Below are 16,502 nucleotides of genomic sequence, written 5' to 3'. Positions count from 1 at the left end.
TGTTTTTAAAATCCTACATCAATGCCCAGTGTATATTTATGCGGGCTCGGATAGCCGACACCGTTATACTCGCCGTAAGGGTTCACATTTTCTGCATCCGGTAATCTTTTGGAAGCCTGGAACATATACACATTGTCCATCAGGCCATAAAACCGCAGGCGGTTCAAATGCAGCGGCTTCAGGGCCTTTTCTTTGAGGGTATAGCCAAATGATACATTTTTGATCCTGAAATAATCACCTTTCTCCAGGAAGAAAGTTTGATCGGCACGATAGTAATAGCGGTAAGTACCGATATCCATTCTTGCATACTGGGCCTTATCACCGGGCTTACGCCAGATATTCATAGAAGAAAGATCTGACACCGCATATTTGGAGAACTCGTTACCGGAACCATCCCAGCCGTAGCGGCCATAGGTATCCGACTCATACAGGTTCAGCACATCTCTCTTAAACGTGAAAGTGCAAAGGAACCCGAAGGTGAAATTCTTCCAGTAAAAATTTTGTGTAATACCACCCGTGAGGAAAGGATTAGGATTGCCATACGGAATTTTATCTCCTGTGATACCTCCGTTAAAGGCATCGATAATACCATCGCCATCCAGGTCCGCAAAAATAAATTCTCCGGCTCTGAAAGGATTATTGGCAGCAGGATCATTCACTGCCCCCACCTGGAATTTCTTACCGGTGTATTTGTCAGTCGGCACATCATCATCGGTAGCGTATACGCCCAGTGTTTTCAGCAGGTAGAAAGTATTCACTGCTTTTCCGCGGGTGAGGATATGCGTGGTATTAAACAAATTGCCAAAGGTAAGATCACGATTGTTGTTAGGCATACTTACCACCAGGTTTTGATTCATACTTACATTCCACATGATTTCCCAACGCAATGCACTCTTCTCCGGCATCACATTCCTGAACTGGAAATTGATATCAATACCGGAATTGCGTAATTGTGCACCGTTGGTTTTGGCGGTGGCAATACCGGTAGTACTTTGCAGGTTCATATCAATGAGTCCCGCTTTGCTATTCTTCACATATACATCGGCACTGAAATAATATTTGCCATTCATCAGTTCTGCCTCTATCCCACCGTTCCAGCTGGCGGTTTTTTCCCAGCTGATATCTTTCTGCGCTACGCCACCAGAACCGAATTGCGGGGTAATAGTTACCGCACCGTTGTATGTATTGGGGCTCAATCCGCTGCCGTTATACCCGGCGGCGCCTACGTTATAAAGACTATACTGCAAATAATAATCGCCAGGCAGGTTACCCAGCACGCCATAACTACCGCGCAGTTTCAGCATGGACAACCAGCTGGAATAACGCCGCATAAAAGGTTCATTACTAATCATCCAGCCTGCTGAGATAGCGGGAAAATACCCCCATTTATTATCCGGTCCGAAGCTGGAAGCAGCATCACCACGCAGGGATGCGGAAAAGAGATAGGTACTTTTATAATCATAGTTCACCCTTGAAAACAGGGAGAGAATACCAAAGGCCGCGTAGGACGAACTGCCGTACAGATAAGGTCCCTGCGGGAAACCATTCACTACCTGGATTTGGTCACTGGCGCCGCGATCGCCGCGCGCATACGTGTTCTGGTAAGTGCTGTACTGTACTTCCTGCCCTACAATGGCGTTGATGGTGTGTTCCTTTCCTTTTCCAAATACAGCGTTCCAGTTCAGGTCATTAGAGGTGGTATAACTTTGCTGCAACCCGCTGCTAGAGGAAGCAGAGTTACCAAGGTCTGAATTCAGTTCACCCGGCACCGACACATCGCGGCGGCTCATTACCATCGACACTGAGTTACGCGAGCGGAACGACAACTGGCTGGATAACCGTAACTGCACAGAGATATCGCCATTTACCTGGTTATCCGTGTTGATATCCATATTACTGGAATAGCGTCCTAATACGCGCTGCAAGCTGTTTTCATCCGGTGCAAACAGGGAGGAGGGCATGCTTTGTCCTACTGCTCCAAAAAGATCTGCACTGCCGGAACCGCGTCCTCTTTCCATGCGGGCCAGCCGGATATTGGGTACGACTTCCAGCGCACCGTTTTTGGTACGTATAGAAGAGGAGTAGTTGAGCGTATAGCGTTTAAATCCCGAGGCTTTCACAATGCCATCTTCCATGTACATACCGGCCGACAGGCGATAAGTATTGTACTCCGTTCCCCCGTATACGTTAAAGTCCACGTTCCGCACAAATCCGTTGCGGTAAAACAAGCGTTGCCAGTCGGTCGACTTATTCAGATCCGGGTTCAGGCTGTCTGTCATGATGAGATTTTTATGCGTCAGCCTGTCGTAGTTATTTTCAAACGCATCATCATACAGGCGGATCTTTTCGCGGCGTTCTGCCGCGCCCACCAATATCTGGCGGAGTTTAGGGATCTGCGTTAAACCGCCATAGGCCGACACGCTGAAGCGCGGCGCACCGGTACGGGCACGTTTTGTTTTGATAATGATTACGCCGTTGGCGCCACGGGAGCCATACACAGCCGCGGCAGCCGCATCTTTCAGCACATCAACCGATTCTATTTCGTTGGGGTTCAAACCGGCGATATTGTTGGTACCGGTACCAATGTCCGGTCCCACCATATCATCGTTGAACTGCGGTACGTCATCAATTACATACAGTGGCTTGTTTAATATTTTATACTGATTGCTTTGGTAAGAAGTACCGATAGCGGTATTACCCCTCACGGAGATGGTGGGTGCCGCGCCGGGTTCCCCGGTGAAGTTCTGCACATTTACGCCGGCCATGCGTCCCTGCAGCAGTTGTTCAAAACTACCGGCAGGAATGTTTTCAATGTCTTTTCCTTTGATGCTGGAAACGGCAGCAGTAGCTTTACGCCGGTTCACCGTCTGATAGCCGATCACCACTACATCTCCCAGTGCGCCGCTCTGAGCGGTGAGCACTACGCTGAGATGTGTGCGGCCTTTTAATTTCTGTTCCTGTTTAAGATAGCCGATAAAACTGAACTCTAAAGTAGCATCAGGTGGCGCTGCCAGGGAAAATTCCCCCTTGTCGTCCGTAACTACCCCCTGGGAGTTCCCCTTAATTTTGACCGAGGCGCCGGGCAGTGGCCCACTTCTTTCATCTGTAATTTTGCCGCTGACTTTTACGTTCTGGGCAACAGATGGTAAGACCGCCAATAAGGCGATAAAGGCCATGACAATTTTTTGCATGGGATTAGGTTTAAGCAGTGTTGAAAAAATTCTGGTTGATATACGATGTTACAGGTCCGCACACAGTGCGTAGACTAGATATAAGATTTTATTCCGGTTGATTTATTTTAATTGTATTGTTGACAATTGTTATTACAAATCTATCTAAAAGGACCGGATATTACTTCCCGGAAATTAACTGATAGGTTGCTGATTTTAACTGGTAAGGAGGGAAAAGGGGAACATCTCTCAACGGAGACGTTCCCCGCAGGATTATAATTTGTAAAAACGCCAGCTGGAGGTAAAATCCTTTGGCACAGGCTTATTCAACAGGATGGCCCGGAGCATTTCAACAGGCATCATATTCTCCCGGAGCACCGCGTCATGATATTGTTTGAACGACATCTTACCACTGTCTACCAGTTCTTTCTTCAGCGCTTCAAACTGCAATCCGCCAATCATATAGGCGATCTGGTACAGCGGGCTGTAACCGCCAACAAAAGAACGGCGTACTTCTCCTTCTGCGTTTGCCCGCTCGTGGCCTACGCGGTCTACCAGGAAATCAATACATTGCTGCGGCGTCCACTTACCGGTGTGATAGTTAATAGAGAAGATAATGCGCGCGCAACGGTGCTTACGCCAGAACAACATACCAACGCGGTCCTCCGGCGACTTTGCAAATCCCTGGTCCCATAGCAACCGTTCCCAGTACAGGGCCCATCCTTCGATCCAGAAAGGCGTTTCAAAATGGCGGTATGTTTTATAGCGGTTCTGCATAAACTCCTGGAGGGCGTGCCCTGCCAACAGTTCATGGTGAACGGTGGCGCGGGAAAAGTGCGGGTTGTTACCACGCATACTCATCATTTTGTCTTCCTGGCTCATGCTGCTAACGGGATAGGATACACTAAACTCTTCTCCACCGGTGAAGAACGGGTTCACCAGCTGCCGCTCCGGTGTCATCATAATCATGCGCCAGGTTTCTTCCGCGAGCGGTGGCAGGGTGATCAGGTCGTGTTGCTTTATAAAATCCACGGATTCATTGTAAAGCTTCACCATCTCAGCAGGTTGATCTGCCGGGGGCACGTAACTGTTCTTTACTTTCTCCATGGCTGCTTTCCAGTCTGTTCCCAATCCCATTTCTCGGGTGGCTTTTTCCATTTCCGCATCGCACCAGGCAAACTCTTTATTGGCAATGGCCAGCAGTTCCTCTGGTGTATAAGGAATCATTTCTTCCTGCAGTCCTTTGATCAGCGCGGTTCTTCCGATAGGGTGACCGGCAATACCACTGCCATCGTCGGGCATACGGGCGGTACTTTTTTCTTTATTGGAGAAAGTAGTGCTATATGTTTTCAGGAGACTGTCCACCTGTTTATAGGGAGCAGGCACCCACCAGGAAAACAGCGGATCATAACCGTTATAAAAAGCAAAAACATTTCCCAAAGCTTCCCGTAAGCCTCTCAGAGTAGAGATACCGCGACGGATCTGCGGCAGCGTGAGCGAGCTGTCGCCTTCCAGCTGCTGTCTTTTTTTGATGATCTCCCTGGCTGTTTCGCTCAGCTGGGCGGCCAGTGCCGCTGCATCGGGTTTCTCCCCCCGGCGGCGATGCTGCTCTACGTTGTAAATTTTATCGGCAAAGGGAAACCATTTTTTTACCTGTGCGCTTTCCTGTTGTGCAAGTAACAGTTCCTCCATTGTTTGTGAAAGCCGGCGTTTAAACAGGGTGTAATCTACCTGGGCGCCTACATTAAGCCCCGCATAGTTCAGTTGCTCCAGCCGTTGCTGGTAGCTTTTTACCAGGGTGGTCATGCGGGTGAACCCTTCCGGCGAGCTGTCTACAAAGTAAAACCGGCGCAGGTTACCGGCATCCGCATCATATTGCACCATGATGTTATTCACTTCGCTGGTCTGGAGATACAGGTCATTATCCGCAGATTGAGCGGAGGCTGTTGCCTGCTGCAGCAGCACGCAGGCGAGGAGCATGTATAATTTCTTCAAAAGAGGCATATTTTACTCGTTTATGTTTCTGTCAGGCGGATTAATATTCAACAGGCTTTTTACAAAGAAATCGCGGCGTTTAATTCGTCCGTAGGGGCCTCCGTCGCTGTGCCCCATACCCGGTACCGGCAGGAATTCGAAGGACTTTCCTTTTTTAATCAATGCGTTGATCACGCGGTAAGTAGATTCCGGCGGCACGTTTGTGTCGGCCTCTCCCACTATCAACAGCAGGCGCCCCTGCAATTTCCCGGCATTGGTTACGTTGGATTGTTCTTCATATTCTTTGCCTACAGGGTATCCCATCCATTGTTCATTCCACCATTGCTTATCCACCCGGTTATCATGACAGCCACAGGAAGCCACTGCTGCCTTATAAAATTCGGGATGAAAGAGCAGCCCGCCCAGTGCGTTTTGCCCGCCGGCGGAAGTTCCGTATAGCCCTACCCGTGAGGTATCCACAAAAGGATACTTTTGGGCCAGTGCCTTGATCCAGAGAATGCGGTCCGGGAAACCTGCATCAACCAGGTTCTTCCAGCATACATCGTGGAATGCCTTTGATCGGTTGGCGGTGCCCATGCCATCGATCTGCACTACAATAAATCCAAGATCAGCCAGGCTTTGCATATCGATATAATAACTCATAAAACTCTTGGGTACAAACGCATCCTGCGGACCTGCATAGATATTTTCCACTACCGGGTACATTTTCGTGGAGTCGTAATCCGTTGGCCGGCACATTACCCCCCAGATATCTGTTTTGCCATCGCGGCCCTTCGCCGTAAAAGGTACGGGGAAAGGCACGCCGGTAGCCTCCCAGCCGCTCACGTCTGTTTTTTCCAACACGGTGATCAGTTTCCCGTCGGACGTGCGGCGCAGTTCATTTACCGGTGGCACGTTTACCTGTGAGTATTTATCTATAAAATATTTTTTATCGGGAGAAAAGATTGCCTGGTGGTTACCGGTGGCCGGGGTAAGGTCCAGCAGGTGCTGACCGCTGAAGTCTGTACGGTAGTAATGGAGAAAGTAAGGATCTTCCCCCGCGTTCCTGCCACCTGCCCTGAACCAGATCTCTCTTTTCTTTGCATCTACGCTGTCTATATCCCGGACTACCCAATCACCTTTTGTTACCTGGTTTTTAATTTCGCCGGTGAGGGTATTCACCAGATAAATATGCCGCCAGCCGTCTTTTTCGGACGTCCAGAGGAGTTCATTGGTTTCCGGCAGGTAATGGGTATAAAGGCGCGATTCGTAGATGAAGGAGGGTGTTTTTTCATCCAGTATGGTGCGGGTATTGCCGTTGGTGGCGTCTACTTCTATCACGCGGAAGCGCTGATGGCCGCGGTCTACTTTTTCATAAAGGAAGTAGCGCGGGTCTTTATGCCGCCAGTGCAGTTCCGGTGCTTCAAAAAAATCGATCTGTTCTGTTTTTACTTTAGCGGTGGTTTTTCCGGCCAGGGTAAACAGGTACATATCGAAGGTGGTAAACGGATCGCCCGGTTGCTTATAGGGTTGCGAGCGCAGTTGTCCGCGGGTGGTACCGGGTACGTCGGTGAGTATGTAGTACACGGAGGAATCTTCCACGGGGTGAATGCGGTAACCGACCAGGTATTTGCTGTCGGGCGACCAGGCCAGGGCGCCATAGTAGTCGCCGGAGGCTTTTCCGTCTGTTGTAAACGGTGTAAGGGCGCCGGTGGCTACCGAGCGTACATACACGTTACCATCTATCGTGGTGGCGACCCATTGTTTATCCGGGGATACGCTATCTGTTGCAAAACTCTCCCAGCGGCTGGGTTCATGTCGCCTCACCGGACGGGTAGCGGGGTAGTCTTTAGCCAGTTGCGCAATTTTTGCGGTGTCGGTGATCACCTCTTTTTTACCGGTGGCAGCCGTCACAAGATAACCTGTTTTACTGCTGTCTTTTCCTGTAACCACATACCAGAACGACTTCCCGTCGGGCAGCCAGTTGGCCTCCACGTTGTGCCGGAAGATGGTTTTCCGGGTAATACTGTCCAGCAGCTGTACTTTTTTATATCGCTGCAATATCTCTGCATGTGAAGGCAGGTAAGGTGTTGGCTTATTTTGCTGTGCGAGCAACAGCCCGGTTGGCAGGCTCCATAAAATCACCAGGTAAAGAAATCGTTGGTATTTCATAAGTTGTGTTGATCCGCTATAATTAAATGTATACTGGACAGTTAATATTTACTCCCTGTCCGATTATTTTTTAAAAGTACATCAGGCATTGATTAGATTTTAAACGTTTTTTAATAACTTGTTCTCATATCTTCACCTAAATTTGGTTGCAATCTCTTCAAAGGTGTTAAAAAAAGAATAATGTAAGTGCATGAAAGTATTACAGTTTACGATACCTGTGGCGCATGATAAAACCATTATCACACAAAAGGACTGGCTGCCGGCTTTTTACCCGCATCTCCATCGTCATGAGGAAATCCAGCTTACGTGGATCCAGCATGGGCATGGTACTTTGATAGTAGAAAATAATATGCATGCCTTCTGGTCGAATGAAATATACTGGATAGGCAGTAACCAGCCGCATGTATTAAAGAGCGAGGAATTGCCTTTTGGCAGCAAGAATAAAAAGAACGTGCAGGCCCTTACCCTTTTCTTCAACCCGGAAGGCAAGCTGGGACCCTTGTTTGGCTTGCCGGAGTTTAAAAAGATAAAGTCTTTTATAGATCAGTCGCAAAACGGGTTTAAGATACCGGAGGCCCATGTAGTGGAAATATCCAGCCGGTTGCTGAAAATCCACCAGTCGCAGGGCATTGCACAGTTCCTGGCATTTGTGGAGCTGATCAATTTCTTCCTTACTATTAAGGACCTGGAGCCACTGATCACCGGGTCAAGGTTATCTGCTGTAAATGAACAGGAAGGAATCCGCATCGGGTACATCTACAATTATATCATGCAGCATTATGATGCGGAAATAAAGCTGGAAGATATCGCCAGGGAAGCGCATATGACGCCGCAGGCTTTTTGCCGGTATTTCAAAAAACATACGCGATTAACGTTTGTATCATTCCTGAATGAAGTACGCATCAATGAGGCCTGCAAAAAGCTGGCAGGCGGGTCGTATGATAGTATTGCCACTGTTGCCTACAATTGTGGTTTCAACAGCATAGCGAATTTTAACCGGGTATTTAAGAGTATTACCCGCAAATCGCCCCGCAGTTACCTGCGGGAATATGAGCAGCTGGAAAACCCGCCACCGGGCACTGCAACAAAATCTGCATAGTATTGATCAAAAAGCGAATAGAATTGCCAGCAAAGTAACTGTAGTTTTAGGGGAGATAAACCTGTAATATCAACCAAACTACGATTCGCTACTATGTCAGACGCTCCTACCTTTAAGCCGTCCATTAAGTTGCTGGATGCTACTATGATTGTAGCCGGCAGCATGATCGGCTCCGGAATTTTTATTGTCAGTGCAGATATTACCCGTCATACCGGGAGCGCCGGATGGCTGTTGCTGGTATGGCTGATCACCGGTTTTATGACCCTTACGGCTGCATTGAGCTACGGAGAACTGAGTGGTATGTTTCCACGGGCAGGCGGCCAGTACATCTACCTGAAAGAAGCCTATAATCCTATGACAGCCTTCCTGTATGGCTGGAGTTTTTTTACCGTGATACAAACGGCTACCATTGCCGCGGTGGGCGTAGCCTTCGCCAAATTTACCGCCTATCTCCTGCCGGCTTTCAGTGAAGAAAACGTGTTATTGTCGGCAGGAACGCTGCATATCACTGCTGCGCAGCTGCTTTCCATCGGGGTAATTGTGTTACTGACCTATATGAATACACGGGGTATTGAAGGAGGTAAAATTATTCAGACAACTTTTACACTTACCAAACTGGTAAGCCTGGCTGCGCTGATCATATTCGGACTGCTGGCGATTAAACCCGAAATATGGCAGGCCAACTGGCAGCATGCGTGGAACCTGCATCCCCTGACAACAGGTGGCAGTATATCGTCATACAGTACCATTGCCGCTTTTGGCGCTATTGCTTCCGCCATGGTAGGATCGGTGTTCAGCAGTGACTCCTGGCATAATGTAGCTTTTGTTGGCGGGGAAATAAAAAACCCCCGGAGGAATATCGGGTTAAGTCTTTTTTTAGGAACCGCGATCGTCACCATCATTTATGTGCTAACCAATATTACCTATCTCGCTGTATTGCCTTTGTCAGAAATTGCAAATGCACCAAAAGATCGTGTAGCCGTTTCCGTATCACAGGCGGTGCTGGGAAATACAGGCACAGTACTTATTGCAGTAATGATCATGATATCCACTTTTGGTTGTAACAACGGGCTTATACTTGCAGGTGCGCGGGTGTACCATACCATGGCCAAAGATGGTTTGTTTTTCAAAAAAGCGGGGGATTTAAACCGTTCTGCGGTGCCTTCCTTCGCACTGTGGATACAATGCCTCGTGGCATGCTTATGGTGTCTCAGCGGCCGTTATGGCGACTTACTGGATATGATCTCTTTTGTGGTGGTGGCCTTTTATATGCTTACCATTGCAGGCATCTTTATCCTGCGGAAGAAGCGCCCGGACGCCGACCGGCCTTACAAAGCGTTTGGATACCCGGTGTTGCCGGTGCTGTATATTTTAATGGGTATTGCTTTCTGCGGACTGCTGTTTGTTTATAAACCACGATTTACCTGGCCGGGACTATTTATAACGCTGTCCGGTATACCCGTGTATTATTTTGCCAACAGAAACAACACCCGCGATAACGCATCTATCAAAAAAGAAAATATAACCACCGCTGATTCTTCTTACTAAATTATCTGTCAACCAGGGGGACTATCAAAAAATAGTCCCCCTCTTTTTTGGTGCCTTCCCCTATAAGCGTATCCTCTACGCCTTTTCGAAGTATTAATATATAATTAATCCAGTATTATAACCAGGCAAAAAACTATACATGTACATTTACAAAATTCGTTACCTTTCTGACAGAAACTGATGCGATGTTATGTAGACATGTAATTCCTTTTCTGACGAAGCATTACGACGTGCCATATTGATCATGTGAAAGACCAACTTTTTTCATCTCTTTTGGGGATCCAGTGAATTATATAAAAAAACTGCCTCCAGCGGGCAAATGTGCAATAACGATTTAGCAACTTTTATTTTATAACAACCAAAAAACTAAACGACAACACGAGAGACAGGCCGTATATCTGTTCCATTCACGTTTCTATTCAAGTTCACGTCTTATTCATTAATTATGAGGTACTCATTCACTGGAAAATTATGCTTTCTGATGGTCTTTCTATGCGCTGCCACCAGCGCAGTATTTGCTCAAAAGACCCTTACCGGAAAAGTTACCGGCGCGGCAGACGGTGCAGGTCTGCCTGGTGTAAACGTAATCATAACCGGCACCACCAGCGGCGCCAGTACTGATGCAAAAGGGAACTACACCCTTTCTCTACCGCCGGGTGCTAAATCGGTTTTGTTCTCGTTCATCGGCTACGAACCACAAACGGTTACCATCGGTGAACAAACCGTTATCAACGTATCACTGGCCGCAGCCACCAAGGGATTAGGCGAAGTAGTGGTAGTAGGTTACGGTGTGCAAAGTCGCCGCGACGTTACCGGTACCATCGCTTCCGTTAAAGGAGCCGACATCAAAAACCTTCCTGTATCAGACGCCGCGCAAGCCATCCAGGGCCGCGTAACAGGCGTGGATATTGTACGGTCGGATGCTGCCCCCGGCAGCACGCCTGCCATCCGTATCCGCGGTACAGGCACCATCAATAATGCCGACCCATTGATCATTATAGATGGCGTACCGGCAGGCGGACTCGCAGATGTAAACCCTAACGACATCGCCTCCATGGAAATACTTAAAGATGCGTCTTCCTCCGCAATATATGGTACCCGCGCCGCCAACGGCGTGGTGATCATTACCACCAAAAGAGGAAACTATGGAGAAAAACTGAAAGCATCGGTCAACTTCTATCGCGGCGTTACCAATACCATCCGCTATATCCCGCTGCTCACCGCACCCGACCTGGTAAAACTGAAACAGGAACGCTATACCAACGATGGCGTGGCAATAGAGCCCATCTGGCAGGATCCTTACTACGCCACTCAACGCACCGACTGGCAAAAAGCATTGTTCGGCTCCGGTGATATTACCAATGCAGATGTGAGCCTGCGCGGCGGCAACAACACCTCCAATTATATGCTCAGTGCCGGTTATTATAACGAAAATGGTATCATCACCAATTCCTATTTCAAAAGATACTCGGTGCGCATTAACTCAGAACACAAGCTGGGTAAGCGTTTGAAAGTAGGTGAAAATCTGCAGCTCACCTATAAACAAAACAGCGGCCCGGATACCTACTCTTCCCAGACAGGTCTTATTTTCAGCGCCCTGCGCTTTAACCCCGCCATCCCCGTTCACAACCCCGATGGCAGCTGGGGCACTTCCAAAGCCAGCAATGAACTCGGTGATATCAACAACCCCGTATACACCGCGGAAACCACCGACACCTGGACCAAAAACTATCGCATGCTGGCCAGCGTATACGCTGAACTGGAAATCATGGATGGCCTCACCCTGCGCGCCAACTATGGCTTTGACGGCAGCCTGATGAACCAGTTCAACTTCGCGCCTAAAGTACTGGATCAAACCAGGGCACGCGATCATGCAGAACTTTTCAATCGCAGCGAAAGCTATAACAACCAGCTGAGCGAAATTTTCCTTACCTACAATAAAGTGCTGGCAAACGTACATCACCTCACCGTTACCGGCGGTTACTCCCAGCAAACCTATAACGGCTCCTGGAACCAGGCGGAAAGATGGGGCTTTAACGATGAATCGAAAGACCAACTGGTACTGAGTAACGGCAACGATATTCACGATGCAAAAGGCAATTACTTTAATGCCAACGCTATCGCATCCGGGTTTATCAGGGGCTTCTATGGCTTTAAGGATAAATACCTGCTCACCGTTACCTTCCGTGCCGATGGCTCGTCCAGGTTCTCACCGGATCAACGCTGGGGCTACTTCCCCGCTTTCTCCGCAGGCTGGCGTATTTCAGATGAAACCTTCTTCAAAGACAACGTAAAAGTCGTGAGCAACCTGAAAATCACAGGCGGCTGGGGACAGCTGGGTAATCAAAACGTTACTGAATTCCAGTACCTCGCACAGATTGATAAAGACCGCCGCTATAACTTCGGCGAAACAGCCTACACCGGCGTATGGAACTCAAGGCTCGCCAACCCTGATATCACCTGGGAAAAGGCCGAAATGACCAACATCAGCCTGGAAGCCGGCTTCTTCCACGATAAACTCAATACCACCATCACCTGGTTCAACAAAAACACCAAAGACATGCTGGTACCCGCTCCTGAAATGGACCTCCACGGCACTTCTGCCATCCCCGACCGTAACCTCGGCCAGCTGAGCAACAAAGGCTGGGAAGTGGAAGTAGGCTACCAGGGCGGCAACGACAAGTTCCATTACAATGTAAGCGCCAACGCTTCTTTTATTAAAAATGAAGTAACCAAACTATACGACCCTTCTTCCTATATCGGTTCCACTCCCTATGGCCGGCAGGGACAGGAAATTTCCCGCACCTATGTAGGTCAGCCACTTGCCTCTTATTATGGCTGGAAAACAGGTGGAATCTACCAGACCGCTGATGAGATCAACAACGATCCCAACATCAGCAAAGATCCAAACAAAGCCAATATCAAACCGGGTGATGTGCGTTTTCTCGATACCAACGGTGACAATATCGTAAATGATAAAGACCGCGTAAACCTGGGCAGCCCCAATCCTAAAATGGTATACGGCATCCAGGCCAGCGCGGGTTACAAAGGGTTTGACCTGAGCCTTTCCTTTGCGGGTGTGAGTGGCGTAAAACTTTACAACGCCGATAAAATGCAGGGCATGGATCCCAACTATCCATATAACCTGTATGCAGATGCCCTGAACCGCTGGCATGGCGCCGGCACCAGCAATTCCGTACCAAGGATGACCCTGGGCAATGCCAATCAGAATAACCGCACCTCCGACCGCTTTGTGGAAAACGGCGATTACTTCTCCCTGAAGAACACATCGCTGGGATATACCATTCCTTCCAAAGTATGGGGCCGCAGCGGCATTTCAGATATCCATGTATACGTGGCCGCGCAAAACCTGTTTATCCTCACCAACTACTCCGGTTTAACCCCCCAGCTGGGTTATAACTACGGTACCGGCGATGGCAACAGGCAGAGAGGAGTAGACGTAGCCGCCTATCCGCAGGCCAGGACCTTTACTTTTGGCGCTACCCTCAACTTTTAATTCACGGCAACCTTAAATTAACTACCATGCAACGGATCAAATATATATTAGTACTCACGGCATTACTCTTTGCCGGCTGTAAAAGCGTACTCGATGTATCTCCCAAAGGAGTGTACAGCACCGGCAACTACTGGCGCAACCAAAGCGATGCCCTTGACGGGGTAACCGGTATCTATAATGTTTTACTGGAAGAAGATTATACCGGCTTTAATGAGTTTGTATTCGATAACTGCTCAGACGACCAGGTACGCGGCGGCGACCATGATTATGACGCCGTGATAGAAGACTTCACCTACGATGCTTCCACCTACAGCGTACGGGTAGGATGGAGATGGAAATATGAAACGATTAACCGCTCCAACAACGTGCTGATCTATGTTCCTAAAATTACAGACATTGATCCGGGCATCAAGAACCGTTGTCTCGGTGAAGCACACTTCTTCCGCGCATTCGCCTACTGGCGCCTGCTGCTGATCTATGGCGAAGCCCCTATCATCACAGAAGATGATGTGCTCAAATCTTTCTATAACAAACCAAAAGTAACGGCCGATGAACTGCGGGCCCAGATAGAAAGCGATCTCCTGGCCGCCGCCGACCAGCTTCCTGAATCCTACGACGACGCCAATAAAGGCCGTGTAAACAAAGGTACCGCATGGGGATTGTTGTGTAAACTGTATATGAACTGGTCGAAACTGGACAAAGCCATCGAATACGGCAGCAAAGTAGTTAGCAATACTAACTATAAACTGGCAACAAACTATGCTGATAACTTCAGTGTAGCCACCGGCAACAATTCAGAAATGCTGCTCGCCGTTCAAACAGTAGACGGAAACGGCTACTCCGATTTCATCACCTATCATGCTCCACGCAACTGGAACGGATGGAGCTTCTTCTACCCTACCAAAGGACTGGTAGATGAATTTGAAGCAGGCGATCCCCGCAAGAATATCTGCATCATGCAACCCGGTGATAAAGTAAATATCGGTACCGGTATTGCCACTTATGAAGCATCGGCTTCCTGGAGCGGTTATCACTATAAAAAGTTCTGTAGCTGGAAACCTTCCGGCGGACTCGACTACTCCCTCAAAACACCGCTGATGCGCGCCGCGGATATTTACCTGCTGGTGGCAGAAGCAAAGATCCGTTTAAACGGCCCGGGCGCCGGCGACTCGGAACTCAATGCCGTTCGCAAGCGCGCTTCCGCCAGTTTACCGGCAGTTACCAATGCCGGCATGGCAGCACTGATGCATGAACGCAGGGTGGAACTATGCGGGGAAAATGAACGCCACCAGGACCTCCTGCGCTGGGATAAAGCCAACCTCGTAGACATTGTGGCGTTGTACAAGAAACCAAAGCTGGCGTATGATGGTACCGTGATTACAAGAGGGGGAGCCCCACGTATTTTCACGAAGCCTAAAAACTACTTCTTCCCGATGCCGCAACAGGAAATCGACAGAAGTAAAGGCACACTGGTGCAGAATCCGAATTATTAGCGAAGGAACCGCCTTCGGCGGTGGAAATTGTCTTGGAGCAGGATTACGCTGATTTTGCTGATTATAAGGATTTGATCTTTTGGATTTTTATAAGATTAAGGAAGATAGAAGCGAATATTTAAAAGACTTCGGGGAGATATAAGCGGATATACTCGCTTACATCTCCCCGAAATCATTTATAAAATCCAAAAGTTCAAATCCTTATAATCAGCAAAATCAGTGTAATCCTGCTCCAAGACAATTTAAAAACCGCCGAAGTCGGTCCTCCGCTTACTTCACCGAAAACTTATACACCGTTGTTTGTGAAAACGTTTCACCCGGTTTCAGGATTACGTTCGGGAAAGAAGGTTGATTAGGAGAATCGGGGAAGTGTTGTGTTTCCAGGCAAAGCGCCGCGTTCTGCACATACTTTTGCCCGTTACGTGTATTCGTGAGCGTGCCATCCAGGAAGTTGCCGGTATAGAACTGAATACCGGGTTGGGTGGTAGCTACCTCCATATAACGGCCGCTGGTTGGGTCGTACAGGGTAGCAATGGTTTCCAGCACCCCTTCCTGTTTGTCCAGTACCCAGTTATGATCATATCCGCCTTTTACTTTGCCGATATCAGCACCGATCTTTTTGGCAGTGGTAAAATCCATTGGGGTACCTTTTACCGGGTCCAGTTTACCGGTAGGAATCAGCTTATCATTTACCGGGGTATAACGGCTTGCCTTCAGCGACAACTCATGTCCGAGGATGGTGCTGTCTTTTCCCGCAGAAAGATTAAAGTAAGCGTGGTTAGTAAGGTTTATCGGGGTCGCTTTATCGGTGGTTGCCTTGTAGGTGATCTGCAGGGCGTTGTCCGGTGTAAGCGTGTATACCACCGTAGCCTGGAGGTTACCGGGATATCCTTCTTCTCCGTCTTTGCTGTTATATACCAGTTGCAGGCTGCTGTCGCCGGCAGGAGTGGCTGCCCATACTACCTTATCAAATCCTTTCAGTCCGCCGTGAAGCGTGTTGCCGTTATTATTAGCGGCGAGTTTGTATTCCTTGCCATCCAGTGTAAACTTAGCATTGGCAATACGGTTGGCATAACGGCCTACCAGTGCGCCGAAATAGGGCTGGCCTTTTTGCTGGTAGCCTGAAAGTGAGTCGTAAGACAATACCACATTGCCTTTCTGTCCTTGTTTGTCGGCAGTAATGATATCTGTGATAGTACCGCCGTAATTCAGGATCTTTACTTCCATTCCGTTTGCATTCTTCAGGGTATACTGCAAAACTTCCTGGCCATCTGCCTGGCCAAAGCTTTGTGGGCCAGCTGTTACAGCCGTTGCTGTGGAATCCTTACTTTCTTCCGTCTTCGCAGCATTGTTGTTGCAGGAAGCCAGCATGGTGCCACCGGAGATCACGAGGGCGGTTAGCGCCTTAAAGTTCATGTCCATAACGTATTTTGATGTTAAGTGAAAAAGAGTCACTAAATATCGGGATAATCCGGCTAAAGTCAAATATTTTTATTTAAAATTTATTGTCACAAGAACAATTAAAACGC

General features: G+C 48.5%; 8 protein-coding genes. 4 read left to right on the top strand and 4 right to left on the bottom strand.

From position 1 onward, the window contains the following. Positions 1–5: 5 nt before the first annotated feature. The 3 genes from QFZ51_RS13840 to QFZ51_RS13830 form a co-directional block, all read right to left on the bottom strand. The gene (locus QFZ51_RS13840; RefSeq protein ID WP_429046572.1) at positions 6–3,191 is read right to left on the bottom strand and encodes a SusC/RagA family TonB-linked outer membrane protein; all 3,186 of its coding nucleotides are present in this window, start codon (positions 3,189–3,191) and stop codon (positions 6–8) included. 252 nt (positions 3,192–3,443) lie between these two features. Next, positions 3,444–5,174 carry a DUF885 family protein gene (locus QFZ51_RS13835; protein ID WP_429046571.1) on the bottom strand — a complete coding sequence of 577 codons (1,731 nt, stop codon included), beginning with the start codon at positions 5,172–5,174 and terminating at the stop codon, positions 3,444–3,446. Positions 5,175–5,177: 3 nt separating this feature from the next. Continuing rightward, a complete protein-coding gene (locus tag QFZ51_RS13830; RefSeq protein WP_429046570.1) occupies positions 5,178–7,316 on the bottom strand; it encodes a prolyl oligopeptidase family serine peptidase in 2,139 nt (712 codons plus the stop codon). A gap of 190 nt (positions 7,317–7,506) precedes the next feature. On the opposite strand from QFZ51_RS13830, the gene QFZ51_RS13825 reads away from it, so the two are divergent. The 4 genes from QFZ51_RS13825 to QFZ51_RS13810 all read left to right on the top strand — a co-directional run bounded on the left by QFZ51_RS13825 (position 7,507) and on the right by QFZ51_RS13810 (position 14,973). After that, a complete protein-coding gene (locus tag QFZ51_RS13825; RefSeq protein ID WP_429046569.1) occupies positions 7,507–8,415 on the top strand; it encodes an AraC family transcriptional regulator in 909 nt (302 codons plus the stop codon). A 93-nt stretch (positions 8,416–8,508) separates the two neighbouring features. Next, positions 8,509–9,963 carry an APC family permease gene (locus QFZ51_RS13820; RefSeq protein ID WP_429046567.1) on the top strand — a complete coding sequence of 485 codons (1,455 nt, stop codon included), beginning with the start codon at positions 8,509–8,511 and terminating at the stop codon, positions 9,961–9,963. A 481-nt stretch (positions 9,964–10,444) separates the two neighbouring features. Further along, complete coding sequence (locus QFZ51_RS13815; protein WP_429046565.1) at positions 10,445–13,480, top strand: SusC/RagA family TonB-linked outer membrane protein; 3,036 nt, start codon at positions 10,445–10,447, stop codon at positions 13,478–13,480. Positions 13,481–13,506: 26 nt separating this feature from the next. Continuing rightward, positions 13,507–14,973, top strand: coding sequence for a RagB/SusD family nutrient uptake outer membrane protein (locus QFZ51_RS13810; RefSeq protein WP_429046563.1), 1,467 nt, complete (start codon positions 13,507–13,509; stop codon positions 14,971–14,973). Between the two features lie 270 nt (positions 14,974–15,243). Here QFZ51_RS13810 and QFZ51_RS13805 read toward each other — a convergent pair whose 3' ends face one another. Continuing rightward, positions 15,244–16,395 (bottom strand): aldose epimerase family protein, encoded by a 1,152-nt coding sequence (locus QFZ51_RS13805; RefSeq protein WP_429046562.1) that lies wholly within the window; start codon positions 16,393–16,395, stop codon positions 15,244–15,246. Positions 16,396–16,502 lie beyond the last annotated feature (107 nt).

Source organism: Chitinophaga sp. W3I9, from assembly GCF_050434025.1.
Taxonomy (GTDB): Bacteria; Bacteroidota; Bacteroidia; order Chitinophagales; family Chitinophagaceae; genus Chitinophaga.
The sequence above is the reverse complement of the archived record's forward strand: the minus strand, read 5'-3'. Positions and strand labels throughout refer to the sequence as shown.